General features: G+C 67.0%; 7 protein-coding genes. All 7 read left to right on the top strand.

Going from position 1 to position 20510, the window contains the following annotated elements; all coding sequences use genetic code 11:
• Positions 1 to 257 precede the first annotated feature (257 nt).
• The 7 genes from ACN261_RS15150 (at position 258) to ACN261_RS15180 (ending at position 20438) form a co-directional block, all read left to right on the top strand.
• Positions 258 to 1403: an exonuclease SbcCD subunit D gene (locus ACN261_RS15150; RefSeq protein ID WP_425850701.1), complete on the top strand. Its 1146-nt coding sequence runs from the start codon at positions 258 to 260 to the stop codon at positions 1401 to 1403.
• Positions 1403 to 4453 (top strand): AAA family ATPase, encoded by a 3051-nt coding sequence (locus ACN261_RS15155; protein ID WP_425850704.1) that lies wholly within the window; start codon positions 1403 to 1405, stop codon positions 4451 to 4453. The genes ACN261_RS15150 and ACN261_RS15155 overlap by 1 nt, the downstream gene beginning before the upstream one ends.
• A 362-nt stretch (positions 4454 to 4815) precedes the next feature.
• The gene (locus ACN261_RS15160) at positions 4816 to 9966 is read left to right on the top strand and encodes a DEAD/DEAH box helicase (RefSeq protein WP_425850705.1); all 5151 of its coding nucleotides are present in this window, start codon (positions 4816 to 4818) and stop codon (positions 9964 to 9966) included.
• The gene (locus ACN261_RS15165; protein ID WP_425850707.1) at positions 9963 to 12866 is read left to right on the top strand and encodes a helicase-related protein; all 2904 of its coding nucleotides are present in this window, start codon (positions 9963 to 9965) and stop codon (positions 12864 to 12866) included. Before ACN261_RS15160 ends, ACN261_RS15165 begins: the two co-directional genes overlap by 4 nt.
• Positions 12863 to 16981 carry an Eco57I restriction-modification methylase domain-containing protein gene (locus ACN261_RS15170; protein WP_425850709.1) on the top strand — a complete coding sequence of 1373 codons (4119 nt, stop codon included), beginning with the start codon at positions 12863 to 12865 and terminating at the stop codon, positions 16979 to 16981. Before ACN261_RS15165 ends, ACN261_RS15170 begins: the two co-directional genes overlap by 4 nt.
• A complete protein-coding gene (locus tag ACN261_RS15175; protein WP_425850711.1) occupies positions 16978 to 19224 on the top strand; it encodes an McrB family protein in 2247 nt (748 codons plus the stop codon). Before ACN261_RS15170 ends, ACN261_RS15175 begins: the two co-directional genes overlap by 4 nt.
• Entirely contained in the window at positions 19221 to 20438 is a 1218-nt protein-coding gene (locus tag ACN261_RS15180) for an McrC family protein (RefSeq protein WP_425850714.1), read from the top strand. The genes ACN261_RS15175 and ACN261_RS15180 overlap by 4 nt, the downstream gene beginning before the upstream one ends.
• Positions 20439 to 20510 lie beyond the last annotated feature (72 nt).

The raw sequence follows: 20510 nt of genomic DNA on the forward strand, positions 1-20510 counted from the left end.
AGGCGGGGTCGGGGCAAAGGGGCCAGTCTCAGCTTGCCCCGATTCTCTCCCTTCAGTGCGCCGAACTGGGCAGCTCTTTCGCCTCGGGAATATGACGAGTGGTGGTTCTTCTGAGGCGGCTTGAGAAGGCCTGGCGCTGGTTGGCAGTATCAGAGAGATTTCGGTCGGGCGGCCGTGACACTCCCGATTTTCGGCCGAGAAGTCTGGTCGGCTGGGTTGATGTGAAGCGGTAGACGCGTGTCCTAACGTCACCGCTCGTGCGTTTCCTTCACACTTCGGATTGGCATCTGGGACGTCATCTACACGGCCTCAGCCTGCACGGTGCGCATCAGGCCTTCATCGATCACCTCGTTGAGGTAGCTCGCGTCGAACGGGTCGATGCGGTGCTCATCGCCGGTGACCTCTACGACCGGGCGGTGCCGCCGCCGGATGCGGTCGGTCTGTGGGACCAGGCGCAAACCCGACTCGTGCTGGAGGCGGAGACCCAGGTCGTCGTCATCGCCGGGAACCATGATTCGCCGGCCCGGTTGGGGGTTTCCTCCCGATTGCTGGAACGGGCCGGGGTCCATGTCCGGGTGGGTACAGGCGCGGTGGGCACACCGGTGCTCTTCAATGACGGGACGTCCAAGGTGGCCTGCTATCCGATCCCGTTCCTGGAACCGGCAGCGGCGATGGCTGACTGGGGGATCGAGGACCGGAGCCACGCAGCAGCGTTGCAAGCTGCGATGGGTCGAGTCCGACCGGACTTGGCTGCCCGCTCCGGTTATCGGTCTGTTGTCATGGCCCATGCTTTCGTCTCGGGTGGGCAGGGTTGTGACACCGAGCGGGACATCAGCGTGGGTGGGGTGCAGCATGTGCCCGGCGGGGTGTTCGGGGGCGTCGACTATGTGGCGCTCGGGCACCTGCACGGGCGTCAGCGCCTGGCCGACGGGTTGCGGTACAGCGGTTCGCCTCTGGCGTTCAGCTTCTCCGAGGCCACGCACGTCAAGTCGTCCTACCTCGTCGACCTCGGTCCGGACGGACTGGGCCACGTGAAGGAGATCCCCGCCCCGGTACCGAGGCGGATGGCCCGGATCAGCGGAACCGTCGAGGAGCTGTTGAACAGTCCCGCGTTCAGCGAGTACGAGCAGTGCTGGGTCGAGGCGACTCTCACGGACGCAGCACGGCCGGTATCGCCACATGAGCGGCTCAAGCACCGGTTCCCGTATCTGTTGAAGCTCGTCATTCCGAGTTTGACCGCTGAGGTGGGCTACCGGGATCTCGCCGTGCTCGACCAGATGTCTCCGGTGGAGGTGGCACTGGACTTTGTCACCGAGGTACGGGGTAGGCCCGCTGACGTCGACGAGATCGCGCTCCTGAATCGCGCCTTCGACGAGCTGCGCCGCGTGGAGGCGACCCGCTGATGCGACTTCATCGACTGAGCATGACCGCGTTCGGACCGTTTCCCACCACGGTCAGCGTCGACTTCGAAACCCTGACGGCCGACGGCCTGTTCCTGATCCACGGCGACACCGGCGCGGGTAAGACAACCATCCTGGACGGGATCTGCTTCGCCCTCTACGGAGCCGTACCCGGTTTCCGGGACGACGCCAAGGCCCTGCACTCCCACCACGCCACCGCTGGTCTCGGCCCCCGCGTCGAACTGGACGTCACCCTCACCAACCGGCGCCTGCTGATCACCCGCACTCCGGAGTGGGTCCGTCCGCGGAAGCGAGGCACCGGAACGACCCGGGAGACTGCACACGTCGAGATCATCGAACAGCTACCGGACCAGACCCGGTCCTTCGTCACCCGGGACCACAGGGAAGCCTCCGACCTGATCAGAGCAGAGACCAGCCTCGACGTCCAGCAGTTCTGTCAGGTGATCCTGCTGCCGCAGGGCGGTTTCGCCCGGTTCCTGCAGGCATCTCCCGACGACCGGCAGGGACTCCTGCGGCGCCTCTTCGACATCGAGATATTCACCGATGCCGAGCGGTGGCTAGCCGAGCACCGTACCCATCTTGGCCAGCAGGACCGCGCGTCCCTCGCAACGATCCGCGACCTGACCCAACGCATCGCCGAGGTGGTCAAGGTGGAGGCGCCCGCCGATCTCGACACGCCCGGCACCTTCAGCGAGCTTGAGCGGTGGACCACCTCGCATCGGGACCGGATCGGCGCCTTGGTCGATGCTCTGACCGCGAGCGTGGCCGAGGGCACCGCTGAGGAGCAACGACTCGACGAGGTCCGGCAGGCAGCCGCTACCCTAGCGGGTCAGCAGCGGGACTACCGGGCAGCGGTCCAGCAGCGCGACGTGCTCACCCTGCGCAAGCCGGAGCGGGACGAATGGAAGCGTCGGCTCGACCGGGCTCGCGAGTCGGCGACGCTGATACCGCACCTCGACCAAGCCGACCGCAGGCAAAGCGACCTCGATCGGGTCCGTCGCACGACGATCGAGCAGCTCACCCGGCTGCCCACCGACGTGATGGTGCTGCCAGAGCACATATCGCCCCTGTCGGAGGACGACGTTTACGCTGTCGACCTGGCCGAGCTCCGCCCCGACGCGTTGGATCGCGCGGAGCAGACCCGCAACGAGCACCTACATGCAGCCCAGGGCGCAATCGACAGCGAGGCCCGACGAACCACACTGCTGCGTCAGCGGACGATGGTCGGCAAGAAGCTCGAAGACCTGGCCCGCAGGGCCGAGAAGGCTACGACCCTACTCGCCGAACTACCCCTCGAACGGGTCGAGGTCGCCGCCCGGCACGAGCAGGCTCTCACGGAGGCTGCCGGCCAGGCTGCCGCCGAACTACTACTGACCGAGGCACAGCAGCGGGTTAAAACCTGCAAACGGCGCGACGATCTCACCGCCCAGCTATCGACCGCCGAGGAGGAACGGCGTACCGCCACTGACGATCACCAGGCCGCGGAGGCCCGACACCTCGACGTGCGGCAACGCCGGCTGGCCGGAATGGCAGCGGAACTCGCCGGTGAACTCCGGCCCGGACAGCCCTGCGGGGTCTGCGGTTCCCCCGACCATCCCGAACCCGCACAAGCCACCGCCGACGCCGTCACCGCCGCCGACGAAGAGCACGCCAAGGCGGAAGCGGACAGGCGGCTCGACGAACGGCGCACTGCCGAGGTCGCCGTCGAACGTATCAACGCCCAGCTCCAGGAAGTTGCCGAAGCCGTCGGCGACCTGACTACAGTCCAGGCGAAGTCGGCGGTCACCGAGGCACGGAAGGCAGTCCGGACCGCGACCGAGGCCGGGAAAGTGGCCGAGTCCCTCGGGACCCAACTGGAAACCCTCGACGTGCTCCTCCGTGAGCAGCACGAAGAGGCCGCCAAGATCGGGCGCGACGAGGCGGCGGCGAGCACCCAGCTGACCGCCCTGACCTCCCAGATCACCGAACTCGACGAGAGCATTGACGCCACTCGCGGTGCGGACAAGAGCCTGCGGTCACGGGTCGCCCGACTGACCCGGGAGATCGCTGAGGTCAAGACCGCAGCGGCCAACCTGGGGCAGTGGCGTCAGGCAGCGACGGAACTCGCCGACGCCCGCCGGATGGCGGAGCATCACCTGCACCTGTCGGATTTCACCGACGCAGTCGCGGCACGGGCCGCAGCTCTATCCCAGCCCGAAACCCTGAAGCTCGAGGAGCAGCTCGCCGCCTTCGACGCCGAATACCACAAGATCACAGGACGAGTTCAGGACCCTGCCCTGTTCGCCGCTGCACACCAAGCACCACCCGATGTCGACGGCAGCGAACAGGCATACCAGGCCGCCCGTAGACGGGTCACCGAGCTACAAGCTCAACACGGACTTGCCGCCGGACAGCACCTTCGACTCAACGAGCTGACCCCCGACCTGACCCACGCCCTCGACCGCTGGAGACCCATCCACGCCGAGTACGAGATCGCCAACCGCCTCGCCCAACTCGTCGAGGGTAAGGGCACCGACAGCAACACCCGGATGACCCTGTCCACCTACGTGCTGACTCACCGGTTCCGACACGTCGTGACGGCCGCGAACACCCGACTCGGCCAGGTCACCCACAACCGCTACCAGCTACGCCACGTCACCGAGTCGGACACCGGCCGCCGCGCTGGCCGCAACGGCCTCGGCCTATCCGTCATCGATGCTTGGACCGGTCAGGAACGCCGCCCCGCCACCCTCTCCGGTGGAGAGACCTTCCTGGTCTCCCTCTGCCTCGCCCTCGGCCTCAGCGACGTCGTCCTAACCGAGGCAGGAGGAACCCAACTCGGCAGCCTCTTCGTCGACGAGGGCTTCGGCACCCTCGACCAAGAAGCACTCGACCAGGTACTCGACGCCCTCGACGGCCTACGCGCCGGCGGTCGCACCGTGGGCATCGTCAGCCACGTCGCCGAGCTACGAAGACGCATACCCTCACGCCTACACGTACGCAAGGCAGCCACGGGATCCACCCTGATCATCGAGACCCAGGCCGCAGACTGATGACGGCGTCGTGGCGCGTCCGCTGACATCACCAACGGCTGAACTGCCCGCGCTGACCAACTTGTTGCCGCCCTGCCCGCTCGGGCGTGATGCCGGCCCTCGGCCGGTGCCGGCGCGCACCACGCACACGGCTGAGTGCGGTATGCCGCAGGCTCAGATTGTCGGGCATGTACCGGCTGGTGTGGAGCCGGCCGCCTGCCCGCTTTCAGAGTTATCTCGGTTGCGCCCGTCGGCCAAGTGTGCCCTACTTGCAAAAATTATGATGATTAGCCCCAGTTTCTTGACAACTACCCTTTGCTGCTGGCGCTGTAGGTTGTCTGATCCAATGGACCGTCGGCATCGGTGCGGTCGGAAGGCGAGTTTTGGACGCGTTCGAAGTTCATCGTCGATTGATCGAGGATTACCGCACCTTCAGCGAGGGTTTCGTGGATGTCCACGACGAGCGGATCAGGGCTCGTGTGGAGCAGGAGGGCGCTCGGGGGGCGCAGTGGCCAGCGCCGTGGTCATCATTGAACCCATCCTTCGCGTCCGGGGGGCGTGTCGACGATCTGGTTCGTGAGGGTTTGCTGCACCAGGAGTGCTCACGCATCTTCCGGGTGAAGAAAGCGCCGGAGGATCGCGGCTCGGTACCGATTACGCTGCATCGGCATCAGAGTGACGCCGTGCGGGTGGCCCGCACCGGTGCCTCATACGTGCTGACCACTGGCACGGGGTCGGGTAAGTCGCTGGCGTACATGGTGCCGATCGTGGACCGAGTGCTGCGGGAGGGGTCCGGGCAGGGCGTCCGGGCGATCGTGGTGTATCCGATGAACGCCCTGGCGAACAGCCAGCGGGAGGAGATGCGCAAGTTCCTGGAGTTCGGGTACGACGGCCGGCCTCCGGTCACGTTCGCCAGGTACACCGGCCAGGAGACCGAGGACGAGCGCAGGGCGATCCTGCGGAACCCGCCGGACATCCTGCTCACGAACTACGTGATGCTGGAACTGGTGCTTACCCGGCCGGATGAGCGGCGCCCGCTGGTCGAGGCAGCGCACGGCCTGCGGTTTCTAGTGCTGGACGAGCTACACACCTATCGAGGCCGGCAGGGCGCGGACGTGGCAATGCTGGTCCGCCGTGTACGTGATGCGTGCGGTGCGGGGCAGTCATTGCAGTGTGTGGGGACGTCGGCGACGATGGCCAACGCGGACACGGTGGCCCGACAGCAGGTCGAGGTGGCCGATGTGGCGTCCCGGATCTTCGGGACACCCGTCATCCCGGATCATGTGATCACCGAGACGTTGGTGCGGGCGACCACCACCCGCGACGCGTCGGCGGCGGCGCTGGCGGCGGCGGTCGCCGCTCGCGGCGATGCGGAGTCGGACGATCCGGTGTTGCGCGCCGGGTATGAGCGGCTCGGCTCGGATCCGCTGGCTTCGTGGATCGAGGACAACTTCGGGGTACGGCCTGAGCCGGAGAGCGGTCGTCTGGTGCGGCAGACGCCGATGAAGGTGGATGATGCAGCGACGGCGTTGTCCGGGATCACCGGCCGTCCGGATTCCGAATGTGCCACCGCTATCCGGGCGACGCTGCTGGCGGGGTCGCGTGCGCGGGACGAGGACACCGGCCGGCCGTTGTTCGCTTTCCGGTTACATCAGTTCCTGTCCAAGGGCGGCACGGTGTATTCCACCCTGGAGCCTGTCGCGGCCAGGGAGATCGAGACGACGTTCCAGGTCGTGTTGCCCGGCAGTCCGGAGCGGCGGTTGTATCCGCTGGCGTTCTGCCGTGAGTGCGGCCAGGAGTACCTGATTGTCCGGCGGCAGAGTCAACTGAAGACGGCGGTGTTCAGGGCCCGTCATGGGTTGCGGATCACCGATCGCGATGACGGCTATCTGTTCGTGTCAGCGGATCGGGAGTGGCCGGCCGATCCGGTGGCGGCGGGGCGTCTGCCGGCGTCGTGGCTGGGGACCGGCGGTGCCGGGCACGAGATCGTGCCGGCCCGGCGGCGTGACGTCCCGGTCCGGTATCGGGCGGCCGCCGACGGAACCGCTGAGCTGGCGGATGCCGCCGGCGAGGCCGGCGGGGTGATCGCGGCGTGGATGCCGGGTGCGTTCCGATTCTGTCTGCGCTGTGGGGTTTCGTACGAACAGGTCCGCAGCAACGAGTTCGGCAAGCTCGTCACCCTGGACCGAGAGGGCCGCAGCAGCGCGATGACGGTGGTGGCCGCCAGCGTCGTGCGGGCGCTGCGGGGGCAGCCGGAAGCCGCGCTGGGCATGGACGCCCGAAAGCTGCTGACGTTCGTCGACAACCGCCAGGATGCCAGCTTGCAGGCAGGGCATTTCAACGATTTCACGCTGGTGGTGCAGTTGCGTGCGGCGCTGTATCGGGCTGCGGCGGCCAGCGATGACGGTCTGGACCCGCTCGACATCGGTGTCGAGGTGACCCGGCGGCTGGGGTTGCAGCCGGCTGACTTCGCGTTGGCGCCGAAGTCGCTGGATCTGCGCACGGCGCAACGTGCCCTGCGCGCGGTGGTCGAGTTCCGTGTGCTGCGCGACATCCAGCGGGGCTGGCGGGTTACGTTGCCTAACCTGGAGCAGTCGGGGCTACTCGTGATCGATTACCCGTTGCTGGTGCCGCTGTCCGAGCGTAACGACGAGTGGGACGGCACGCACAAGCTGCTGGTCGAGGCGGAGCCGGGCCAGCGGTACGAGGTCATGCGGGTCCTGCTGGACGAGATGCGGCGCGTGCTGGCCGTCGATGCGGAGGCGCTGACGCCGGAGTTCGTGGACCGGCTGCGCCGGTTGAGCCGTGAGCACCTGACCGGGCTGTGGACCGTGCCTGAAACCGAACCGGATCCGGTGATCGGGCTGGCCATCCCGGGCAGGGGCGGGCAGTACCGGCCCCGGCATTCGCTGTTCCTGTCGGGTCTGGGCAGCTTCGGCCGGTGGCTGCGGCACAAGGACAGGTTCGGGCAGTCGTTGTCGCCGGCAGTTGCCGATGACGTCATCGCGGCCCTGATGAAGCTGCTGGAGAAGCACGGGGTGCTAGCGAAGATCGTCGAACGGGGTGAGACGGCGTACCGGATGAAGTCGTCGGCGATGCTGTTGCGGGCCGGTGACGGCACAGCGGGTGCGCCCGACCCTGTTCGGCGCCGGTTCGAGGCCGATCAGCGCCCGAGGGTGGTGCCGTTCTTCCGCGACCTCTACCTCGATGTGGGTTCCCAGCTCGCCGGGCTGCGGGCGGCCGAGCACACCGCGCAGGTGCGTCAGGAGGTTCGGGAGGAACGTGAGCAGCAGTTCCGGGAAGGGACCGCGCTGCCGCTGCTGTTCTGCTCACCGACGATGGAGCTCGGTGTCGACATCTCGTCGCTGAACGCGGTCGGGATGCGCAACGTGCCGCCCACGCCCGCCAATTATGCGCAGCGCAGCGGCCGGGCGGGGCGGTCGGGGCAGCCGGCGTTGGTCGTCACTTACTGTGCCAGCGGCAACAGCCATGACTCGTACTATTTCGAGCGTTCCCACCTGATGGTGTCCGGGCAAGTTCAGGCGCCGCGGCTGGATCTGGCAAACGAAGACTTGATCCGCTCCCACGTACATGCGGTGTGGATGGCCGAGACCGGCGTGCGGTTGGACCGGTCGATGGCCGAGGTGTTGGCGCTGGATCTACCGCGGCAGCCGGTACGCTCAGAACTGGCGGCGAAGCTGCAGCGGCCCGAGGTCGCGACGGCGGCTCGGCATTCCGCGCAGGAGTTGCTGCGTCCGCTCCACCCGGCGCTCGAGGAGTCTGCCTGGTGGTCGCAGGACTGGGTCGGTGAGGTGATCGACGCTGCGTTCGACACCTTCGACGCGGCGTGCGGCCGGTGGCGGGATCTTTACACCACAGCCGATGACGAACGGCAGGCGGCAACGGAGTTGGCCGCCGATGCGACGGTCTCCCGGCAGGTCCGTGAAGACGCCGACCAGCGCTATCGGGAGGCACGTCAGCGTATCGAGCTGCTGCTGAATCAATCCGACGACGCCGGGCAGAGTGACTTCTACACCTACCGGTACCTCGCGTCGGAGGGGTTCCTGCCCGGGTACTCGTTCCCGCGGCTGCCGCTTGCGGCGTACGTGCCCGGCAACCGAGGCAGAGGAAACACCTGGTTGCAGCGGCCACGGTTCCTCGCAGTCTCCGAGTTCGGGCCGGGGGCGCTGATCTATCACGAGGGCGCTCGCTATCAGGTGACCAGGATCAGCCTGCCACGCGGTGGCGACGATCAAGGCAGCGGCGAGGTCGTCCGCACGTCGGCTCGGGTGTGTGACGCGTGCGGCTATCACCATCCCCGCCAGGTCGGTGTCGACGTGTGCGAGAGCTGCGGGCAGCGGCTCAACACCACGTGGCGGGACCTGTTGCAGATGCAGACGGTGATCACCCGGCGGCGCGAGCGGATCAGCGCGGACGAGGAAGAACGCAACCGGATCGGGTTCGAGTTGCGAACCACCTACCGCTTCGTGCCGCGCGGTGGGCGGCCAGGACGACTCGTGGCCGAGGTGCTCACCGCCGACATGATGCCGGTGGCGACGATGGCGTATGGCGACGCCGCCGAGATCCGGGTGACCAACCTCGGCCGCCGCGCCCGCAAGAACAAGGACACCCACGGTTTCTGGCTCGATCTGGTCAAAGGGCGCTGGCTGTCGGAGAAGGAAGGCACCGCCGAGGCCGACCCGTCCGACGAGGAGATGGAAGCCGGCTTCGAGGACGTCAACCGCAAAGCACTGATCACGCCGTACGTGGAGGATCGCCGCAACATCATGGTGCTGCGGTGGGCCGAGTCGGTCAGCGACGAGGAAGCGGTCACCTTGCAGTACGCCGTCGAGCGGGGCATCGAGGCGGTGTTCCAACTGGAGGACGCCGAGCTGTCCAGCGAACTGCTGCCGGACGCCGACGACCGTGGCCGGGTCCTGCTGGTCGAGGCGGCCGAGGGCGGCGCCGGGGTGCTGCGCAGGTTGCAGTCGGAACCGGACGCCCTGCGGCGTATCGCCGTCGAGGCCTTGCAGATCATCCACGTCGACCCCGCCACCGGGGCCGAGAAAGACGATGCCTGTGTGCGTGGTTGCTACCGATGCCTGCTGTCGTACGGCAACCAGCTCGTACACGAGCAAATCGACCGTCGGCTCATCGTCTCGGCCCTACAGCGCCTCGGTGAGGCGAGCACCTACCCGGTCGACGCTCGCCCGCCCGCCGGACGAGCCGCAGACGACCCCGAGACAGGTGTGGACGAGTCCGGAACGCTCGGCAGACTGTTGCGGCTGCTACGCGAACACGGTTACGTGATGCCCAGTCAGACCGACGTGGAGATCGAAGGCATTAAGGCCGATTGGGTCTACCCGAACGCTGCCGTGCCCACGATTGTCCTCGTCGACTTCGAGGGGCACGGCAACCGGGACACCGAACCCCTGATCTTCGGAGGCTGGAACGTGATCCACATCGACGCGAACGATGACGTGCTCGGCGTCGTGCGCGCAAACCCGGGCGTCTTCGGCGAGGCCACCCGATGACCGCCACCTCACTGCCGGCGCAGCGCGGCTTCCCGATCGGCTCGCTGGTCAGCGCCCGCGGCCGGGAGTGGGTGGTGCTGCCCGGCAGCGACACCGACTTTCTGATCCTGAGGCCGCTCGCCGGGGGCGACGCCGACATCGCGGGAGTGTTCGTCGAAGAGGGCGTCATGCACGCCACCTTCTCCGCACCGGACGCTACCGATCTCGGCGACGACCGCAGTGCCCGCCTGCTTCGCGATGCGCTGCGGATCGGATTCCGGGCCAGCGGCGGCCCGTTTCGCAGCATCGCCTCGCTCGCCGTCGACCCACGCCCGTACCAGCTCGTGCCGTTGCTGCTCGCGTTGCGGCAGGAGACCACCCGGCTGCTGATCGCTGACGACGTTGGCATCGGCAAAACCGTCGAGGCCGCCTTGGTCGCCGCCGAACTCGTCGCGCAGGGCAGCGCCCGCCGGATGACCGTGCTGTGCCCACCCAGCCTCGTCGAGCAGTGGCAGTCGGAGTTGCAGGCGAAGTTCGGGATCGCGGCCGAGCCAGTGCTGCCCGGAACCGTCCGCCGCCTGGAACGCGGCCTGGAATACGGGCAATCGATCTTCGAGCGATACCCCTACACGATCGTTTCCACCGATTACATCAAGTCGGACATGCGCCGCGACGACTTCCTGCGAGCCGCACCGGAACTGGTCATCGTGGACGAGGCACACGCCTGCGTCAGCGACGAGACCGGAACCGGAGGCCGGGGCCGCACCCAGCGGTACCGGCTGCTGAAAGATCTCGCCGCCGACGCTCACCGGCACCTGATTCTGGTAACGGCGACCCCGCACAGCGGCAAGGAAGAAACGTTCCGCAACCTGATCGGGCTACTCGACCCAGCCCTGCGCGACATCGATCTGGCCGGCGAGACCGGCCGGCGCGCCTTGGCGTCCCGCATGGTGCAGCGCCGCCGCGCTGACATCCGCGAATACCTCGGTGCCGATACGAAATTCCCCTCGGACCGGGCCACGGACGAACGCACCTACGAACTGTCGCCGCAATACCGCACCCTGCTCGACAACGTCCTCGGCTATGTCCAGGGGCAGATCACCGACCACAGCGGCAGCCGCGTGCAGCAACGCATTCGATGGTGGTCCGCCCTGTCGCTGCTGCGCGCGCTGGCCTCCTCACCCGCCGCGGCTGCGGCCACCCTCACCACCCGGGCCGCGTCCGCCGGCACTAGCACGGAACAGGCGGCTGACGCCACCGGAGCAGCCCTGGTGCTCGACCTGATGAACGACGACGCGCTCGATGTCGCCGACGCTGTCCCCGGAGCAGTCGTCGACGATAGCCCCAGCAGCACGGGCAGTACCACGGACCGGCTGAACGACCTGCGCAGCCAGGCCCTGGCCATCGCGCAGGAGTCTGACGCCGAACGGCGTAAAAGCCTGGACACCAAACTGGCGCTGGTCACCGCCACCGTGAAACGGCTACTGAAGGACGGTTTCCACCCGATCGTGTTCTGCCGGTTCATCCCGACCGCCCACTACCTTGCCGACCACCTCACGGAGGAGTTCCCGAAGGCCGTCGTCGAGGTAATCACGGGCGAGTTGCCCCCGGAGGACCGCGCCGCCCGAGTCCGGGACCTCGCCGACCGGGCTGGCACCACCAACAAGGTTCTCGTCGCTACCGACTGTCTCTCCGAGGGCGTTAACCTGCAACACGACTTCCAGGCCGTGGTCCACTACGACCTGGCCTGGAACCCGACCCGCCACGAACAACGGGAAGGCCGCGTCGACCGGTTCGGCCAGCCTCGCGACATCGTCCGCGCGGTCACCCTCTACGGCGCCGACAACGTCATCGACCGGCTCGTCATGGACGTCCTGATCCGCAAGCACGAGGCGATCCGCCGCGACCTCGGCATCAGCGTCCCCGTCCCGGCCACCAGCGACCAAGTCCTCACCGCCCTGCTGGACGGGGTCATGAAACGCGGCACCGCCTACGTCCAGGAGACCCTCGAATTCGACCTGCCCGAAAGCCGGCAACTCGAATTCGACTGGCAGAGCAGCGCCGAGGCAGAACGCCGCAGCCGCAGCCGCTACGCCCACCACACCATCCGCCCCGACGAAGTACGCCGCGAGGTCGAGGCCATGCGGGCCGCCCTCGGCAGCACCGACCACGTAGCCGGATTCGTCGCCACCGCCCTACAGGAGTGCGGCGGCATCCTCACCCGCGAGCCGTACGGATTCACCGTCGAACCCACCGGCCTGCCCGTCGGTCTACGCGACGCCCTCGGCCAATCCGCCAAAGCCATGCCGTTCTACCGGGACCTTCCCGCCCCGCGCGGCGCTGCCGTCCTGGCTCGCACCGACAGCACTTCGGCCGGCATCGCCCGCTACGTCCTCGACGCCGCTCTCGACCCCGCTCTGCCGGCCGACGCGCGGCCCGCCCGGCGGTGCGGGGTGATCGTCACCGACGCCGTCACCATCCCGACTGTGCTGTTGCTGACCCGCGTACGCGCCAACCTCACGCTTCCCGGCCGCTACGGTCCACATACCCAGGTCGCCGAGGAAGCCCGCCCACTCGCCTTCACCAGCACGCCATCGAACCCCCAGTGGCTCACTCCCGAGGCCGTCGAAACCCTGCTCGCCGCCCGGCCCGATCACAACCTCAGCCCCGACATCGCCCGCAACATCATGACCGGGATCCTCGCCGCCCTGCCCGCCATCACGGGCCACCTCGACCAGATCGCCCGCGACCTCGCCGATTCTCTACGAGACGCACACGTCCGGGTCCGCACCGCCGCCCGAGGCGACCGCGCCGGAGCGCTCGGCATCCGGGGCCTCACCGTCGACCCTCAACTCCCCGTCGACATCCTCGGCGTCTACCTCTACCGACCGGCACCCATGATGACGGGAGCAACCGCGTGAGCAGTCCCGGACTTCAGGCCATCCACGCCGTTGGCGGTGTCGTCCCACCGGGCCTCCTTGCCCGCATCCAAGCCGGAGAACTCAAGAATCCGGCTGGCCTCACCCCGGCCTCGTACCACCTCATCGGACGTGAAACCGTCCGTGACGCCGCCAGCCGCGCCTGGTCCTACCTGCGTAGCGCCTGGACCGCCTGGCGCGAACACACCGCCAACCAGGCACCCGGAGCGCACGGCACCACTGCCGCCCAGCAACGCTGGCTGCTCGTTCTGCTCCGTGAACTCGGCTACGGCCAGGTCCCTGCTCTTCCCAGCGGCTACACCATCGACGAACGCAACTACCCGGTCAGTCACGCCTGGCAACACGTGCCCATCCATCTGCTCGGCCCCACCGCCGACCTCAACCACCGCAACCTCGACCTGCCCGGCGCAGCCCGCGCCCCTCAGGCCATGCTGCAAGAACTACTCAACCGCAGCGACGACCACCTGTGGGGCATCCTGTCCAACGGGCTACGCCTGCGACTGCTGCGCGACTCCACCGCCCTCGCCGGATCCGCGTACCTCGAATTCGACCTCGAAACCATTTTCGACGGCGAGCTATACCCAGAGTTCCTGCTGCTCTGGCAACTCTGCCATGTCTCTCGCCTCGAACAGCGCCCCGACGACACCGGCACCACTACACCAGCAGGCTGCTGGCTCGAAATCTGGCGCGGCGAAGCCGCCGAAGCCGGAACTCGGCTGCTCGACCGGCTCCGCGACGGCGTTGCCAACGCCATCGCCGCACTCGGCACAGGATTCATCCGCCACCCCGCCAACCAGCCGCTGACCACCGCCCTGCGCAACGGAAACCTCAGCACCGCCCAATACCACCGCGCGCTGCTGCGCCTCGTTTACCGGCTGCTGTTCTGCTTCGTCGCCGAAGACCGTAACGCTCTCCTGCACCCCGACGCCGCCACCCAAGCCCGCGAGCGGTACCAGCACTACTTCTCCACCGCCCGCCTGCGCCGGCTGTCCCGCAGCCGCGCTGGCAGCCCTCATCCCGACCTCTGGCACGCCCAGCGCCTCGTGCTGCGGGCTCTCGGCGGCAACGGACATCCGGGCCTCGGCCTACCCGCCCTGGCCGGGCTGTTCGACCCCGACCCGCGCCTGCCCGCCCTAGACGGCCTGCCCGTCGACCCGCTGCTCGGTTGCGAACTCACCAACGAAGATCTGCTCAGCGCCATCCGCAAACTCGCCTGGGTCGCGTTGCCCGGACAACGGATCCAACCCGTCGACTACCGCAACCTCGGTGCCGAGGAACTCGGCAGCGTCTACGAATCGCTGCTCGAACTCGTCCCTCGCCTCGACCTCACCGACCGCGTGTTCCGACTTGTCACCATCTCCGGCAACGACCGCAAAACCACCGGCTCCTACTACACCCCGCCCAGCCTCGTCTCCGCGCTGCTCGACACCGCCCTCGACCCGCTGCTCGACGAGGCCGTTACCGGTGCGGCCAATCCTGCCGACGCGGAAACCCGGCTGCTCGCACTGACCGTCTGCGACCCCGCCTGCGGCTCCGGCCACTTCCTTGTCGCCGCAGCCCGCCGCATCGCCCGCCGGCTTGCCCAAGTCCGCTCCGGCGACGATGAACCCAGCCCCGCCCAGGTCCAGCACGCGCTTCGCGAGGTGGCCGGCAACTGCATCTACGGCGTCGACCTCAACGACCTCGCCGCCGAACTCGCCAAAGTCTCGCTCTGGATGGAAGCCCTCGAACCGGGCAAACCCCTCGGCTTCCTCGACGCCCGCATCCGCATCGGCAACTCCTTGCTCGGCGCCACTCCGGCCCTCCTGCACGGAGATGTTCCCGACGGCGCTTTCAAAGAGCTCGAAGGCGACGACAAAGCGACCGCCGCCGCCGTCCGCAAGAACAACAAGGCACAAGCCACCGTCACAGTCTCCATCCAGCCCGGCACAGAACGGGGCTACGCCCAGGACGCCTTCGTCTTTAGCAGCGGGCCGGACGTCTCGAACGCCGACCTCGCCGCGCAACGAGCCGCCCTGCTCAACCTGCCCGACGACGTCAACGCAATCCGCGCCCAAGCCGCCCGTTGGGAAAAGCACGAACAGTCAGACGCCTACCAGGCCAAACACCGCCACGCCGACACCTGGTGTGCCGCGTTCGTCTGGCCGATGCCCGCCCGCGTCCCTGGCACCGACTACCCGGTGCCCGAACCACCCACCAACGCCATCATGCGCGCCATCGCCGCCAGCCCACTCGACACGACCAACGACCAATTCACCGGGTACGCCCAGCACCTCGCCACGCAATACCGGTTCTTCCACTGGCACCTCGAATTCCCCGAGATCTTCCAGGTCGACGAGACCACCATCGAGACCACTGCGCAAGGTTGGGACGGCGGGTTCTCGTGCATCCTCGGTAACCCACCTTGGGAAAAGATCGAGGTGAACAAACAGGAGTTCTTCGCGTCGCGTGATCCTGAAATCGCCGAGGCGCCCAACGATGCAGCCCGCGAGTTGCTCATCGATGCACTTGCCGAGGAAGACCCCGTTCTCTTTTCGGAGTATCGGCAGGAACGCCGCCGAATTGAAGGCGTGACCGCGTTTGTCAGATACTCTGGCCGTTATCTGCTCACGTCGTCCGGCCGCCTGAACACCTACGCGGTGTTCGCCGAAACAGATCGATCGCTAATGAGCCCGATTGGGCGGCTCGGCATCATCGTCCCCACTGGAATCGCGACGGATGCGACGACGCAGCATTACTTCCGCGACTTGGTAGGACGCCGAAACCTGGTTGCCATTTTCGATTTCGAGAACGAGGAAAAGGTTTTCCCCAGCGTGCACAACCAGTACCGGTTCGCGCTTCTCGTACTTTCCGGCCGACCAGCCGGGCACGCGATATTGGCATTCCGGGCGCGACAGGCTCGGCAGATCGCCGAGCGCTCCTATACGATCACGCCCGACGAGATCCTTCGCCTGAATCCGAACACTGGAACCTGCCCCGTCTTCGTCGCGCGTCGCGATGCCGAGATCACCATCGGAATCTACAACCGGATTCCTGTGCTCTGGCGAGACCAGGATCCCCTGGGTAACCCATGGAGCATTTCTTTCGCTCAAGGTCTGTTCAACATGGCCACCGGATCTCGGCACTTCATCAACGCTGATGAAGCGATGGAATCTGGTTGGCTTCTAGAAGGAAACCGTTTCACAAAAGATGGCGAGAATCTTCTGCCACTTTACGAGGCCAAGTTGGCTCATCACTATGATCACCGGTTCTCTACATACGAAGGTGCCACACAGGAACAGCTAAACAAAGGCACGTTGCCGCGACTCGACGACGCCGCACACAACGATCCCTCCCTCGGCGTACAGCCCCGTTACTGGGTACCCGAATCCCTGGTCGAAGAGAAACTCGCTGGCGACCCCGAGCGAGAAAAACCCGGCTGGCCGCACGACTGGCTCCTCGGCTGGCGCGACATCGCCCGCAGCGTCGACGAACGTACCCTCATCACAACCGTGGTCCCTCGCACCGCAGTGGGTCACAAGTACCTGCTCGCGCTGTCACACGTCGACCCTGCCGCCGGGCTCCAAGCCAACATGAGTTCGTTCGTTCTCGACTTCGTGGCCCGGCAGAAGCTCTCCGGCGCTGGAATGGGCTACTTCATCGTCAAGCAGTTGCCGGTCCTGCCCCCGGAAAGATACGAACGGGACACCCCTTGGTCAATCCCGGTCAGCCTTACCTGCTGGATCACGCCTCGGGTGTTGGAGCTGAGCTACACCGCGTACGACCTGGAAGGTTATGCCGTCGAGTTGGGGGACGATGGGCCGCCGTTCGTGTGGGATCGTTCCCGGCGGGCCACGCTGCGGGCGGAACTCGACGCCGCCTACTTTCACCTCTATGGCGTCGGCCGTGACGACGTCGACTACATCATGGACACCTTCATGGTCGTGCGCGAGCGCGACGAGAAGGCGTACGGCGAATACCGCACCAAACGTATGATCCTGGAGATCTTCGACGCCATGCAGGAGGCCACTGTGACCGGCGTTCCGTACGTCACGGCGCTTGCTCCGCCACCCGGTGCCGGCATCCGCCACCAGGCCCGGAAGGAAACCCTCGGATGAGCATGGCTGGGCTGATCACCCCGGCGCGGCCGGACGACCTCGTCCGCAAGGTCGGGCGGGAACTGCTGGAGTTGGGCCTGCTCCAGGGCCGGTCGTTGTTCACCCCTGATCGCCGGGTCTGGACCGCCGAGACCACAGCCGAATTGCACCGCCACTACAACGAGCGACCCGACGCGAGCAAAGATCCCTTCATGGTCAAGCTCCGCCGTCAGCTCGACGGCGCGCCCGACGATGCCATCCAGCTCTCGGCGGAACTACTCACTCTGCAAGGGTTACCGCTGCTCAACCTGACCGCCGCGACACTGCACGGACGGATCACCGAGGTGCTGAGCTGGATGCGTGAGCCGGTCAGCATCCCCGAGCACGTGCGGGCTGCGTTCGCCCAGGGCACCTGGAACGGCGGCACCGGCGCACACACCATGCTGTGGAAGTGGCTGGTCGACGCGGTCAACTTCCTCGGCAACTGGTGGCAGACCCCCCAGCCGCAACAGGCCGACGCGCTTGCCGACCCGTGGACCTGGCAAGACGCCGTCTACCAGCACCGTTTCATGCCATCACTACGCGAGGAACTGCTGTATCTCGCGTTTCCGACACACTTCCTGCCGATCCTGAGCATCGCCGACAAGAAGGCGATACGAGACACCTTCCTCGGCCAGGGCGATCGGTCCTCCGGTGACCTCAACCGGGACCTGTTCACCATCACGACCCGGATCGAGCAGGAGACGGGGCAGCCGGTCGACTACTATCGGCCGCCGTTCGCCGCGCAATGGCGTAAGCAGGCCGAACGGCCACCTGGGGAACGCCGGGCCTGGTTGGTACGGCCTCGGCAAGGCGGCTCCGACCTGGTGGGCAGATGGCGAACGGAGTCGTTCGTTTCGCTGGCCGCGACCCACCTGGGCGAGATGACACCCGGCGCGTCCCGCGCCGAGGTCCGCGCCGCGGTGGAAGCCGGCTACCAGCACCTGGACTACGCCCAGCGGATGAGCCTGGCCACCGAGTACCACGCGTTCCTGTCGCAGATGGCCGCCGATGACATCGTGGTCACCCTGCTCGATGATCACCTGTACGGCGCGATCCTAGACGGCGACGCGGAGTACAGCCCGGACGACAGCGGCGCCCGCCTGCGCAGATCCGCGGCATGGCTGACCCACGACCCGATCGGTGTGGAGACACTGCCTACACCGCTGCCCGCCGAGCTGGACCAGCAAGGCACCGTGGTCGACCTGACCGGTGCTCTGGACGTCCTCACCACTCTAATCGGCGTCGACACCGACAGCGAGACCACGCCCGAACCGGCTACGGCCGAGCGTCCGCAGCCGGCACCGCTTACCGTGCCGAAACTGACCGCGGCGACCGACACGCTCGCCGCCCGGCTGCACATCGATCGGTCCTGGCTACAGGACCTGATCGAGGTGTGGCAGGACCGATCCCAAATCATCCTCTACGGCCCTCCAGGAACCGGCAAGACCTACCTCGCGCGAGCACTCGCGGCCCACGTCGCCGACCGCGACGCCGTGCGCCTGGTGCAATTCCACCCCTCGTACGCGTACGAGGACTTCTTCGAAGGTTTCCGCCCGGTCGAAGGCACCGACTCCGGCACGGTCAGCTTCGCGAAGACACCCGGACCGCTACGCGAGATCGCCGCCGAAGCCCGCAACAACCCCGACCAGTCGTACGTCCTGATCGTCGACGAGATCAACCGGGCGAACCTGGCCAAAGTCTTCGGTGAGCTGTACTTCCTGCTGGAGTACCGCCACGCCACGGTACGGCTGCAATACTCCCCGTCCGAGGCATTCAACCTTCCGCCTAACGTGTTCATCATCGGCACCATGAACACCGCAGACCGTTCAATCTCCCTGGTCGACGCCGCGATCCGGCGCCGGTTCGCCTTCATCGAGCTTCACCCCGACGAACCCCCGGTGAGTAACGTCCTCAGCAACTGGCTGACCGCCAACAATCGGCACGACGACGAACGCGCCGCGCTGCTCGCCGCCCTCAACGACAGTATCGACGACGAACAGGACCACGACTTCAAAATCGGCCCCTCCTACCTGATGCGCCCGAACCTCGACACCGACGCCGCCCTCGAACGCGTCTGGCGATACGACCTGATGCCGCTGCTGGAGGAGCACTACTACGGCCGGCTCAACCGAGCCCAGATCCGCAACCGGTTCGGGCTGGCCGCCATCCGGGCCCGCATCACACCACCACCATCGGCCGACCAGCGGGAACCCGCGCCATGAGCGAGCCGCCCATCGTCCTCGACGAACTCGACAGCAAGGGGATACGGCGGCGTCTCGACGACGGCATCGCCGCGGCGCTCAGCAGCACCGGGCTCGTCGAGGTCCGCCCCGACGGCGACGACTGGTGGTACCTGCTGCCCACCGGCAAGGTCGGCGCCGTCCGCATCGGTGGCCTCGACGTCCAGGTAAGACCCAAGACCGGCATCACCCGGCTGCTGTTCCTGCTCGGCTACGCCCTCGACCCGGGATTCCGCCCTGAGGACGTCACCGCCACCGCAGAACCGGACCTGTGGCCGGCCCTGGCCGAATCGCTGATCCGGCAGGCAGAACGTGCCCTGGCTCCCGGTGTCCTACAAGGCTACGTCTCTGTCGACGAGGCGTTACCCCTGGTCCGGGGCCGCATCCGGTTCGCCGATCAGTTCACTCGCCGTCCCGGCATGCTCCTGCCCATCGAGGTCCGCTACGACGAGTACGCCACGGATATCGCCGAGAACCGGATCCTCCGAACCGCCCTGCGCCGGATGGCAACCGTGCCTCGGCTGCCCTCCGGCGCGCTCTCACGAATTACTCACCTCGACGGTCGGCTCCGTGGCGTCCACATCCTTCCCGCCGGGACGCCGCTGCCGTCATGGCTACCAAGCCGGCTCAACGAGCGCTACACCGCCGCGCTGCGCCTCGCCCAGATCATCCTGCGATACCAGTCCGCCGAACCAGGCCCCGGCGACCTCACGATCGCGGCTTTCGTCGTCAACATGGCCAAAGTGTTTGAAGACTTCGTCACTACCGCGCTACGCGAAGCCCTCGCCCCGTACCCCGGTCACACCGCCGGCCAGTACCAGGATCACCTCGACATCGACCGCAGTATCCCGATCAGACCCGACGTCGTCCACCTCGTCAACCAGCGATCGGTCGCGGTCTTCGACGCTAAATACAAACTCGAAGGACCCAGCTCTCGATACCCCAACGCCGACGCCTATCAGATGCTCGCCTACTGCACCGCGCTCGATCTCCCCGCCGGCTGGCTCGTCTACGCCCAAGGCGCAGCACCATCCCGCCGGCGGGTCCGCCACACCGGCATCGACATCATCCATCACCCACTGGACCTGACCGCCGCACCCCGCCAGATCCTCACCAACCTCGACAACCTCGCCCAAGACGCCGTCCGGCACAGCACCGGGTGGTCACTTTCGCGGGCCTCCACGACAGGCTGGTAAGGGAAGCGGCTGCGCCATGCACTCCCTCTGCGGGTGTGATTTCGACAACGGGCGTGCCTATACCCCGATTGA

Origin of the sequence: Micromonospora sp. WMMD723, assembly GCF_049863385.1 — a bacterium.
Taxonomy (GTDB): domain Bacteria; phylum Actinomycetota; class Actinomycetes; order Mycobacteriales; family Micromonosporaceae; genus Micromonospora; species Micromonospora wenchangensis.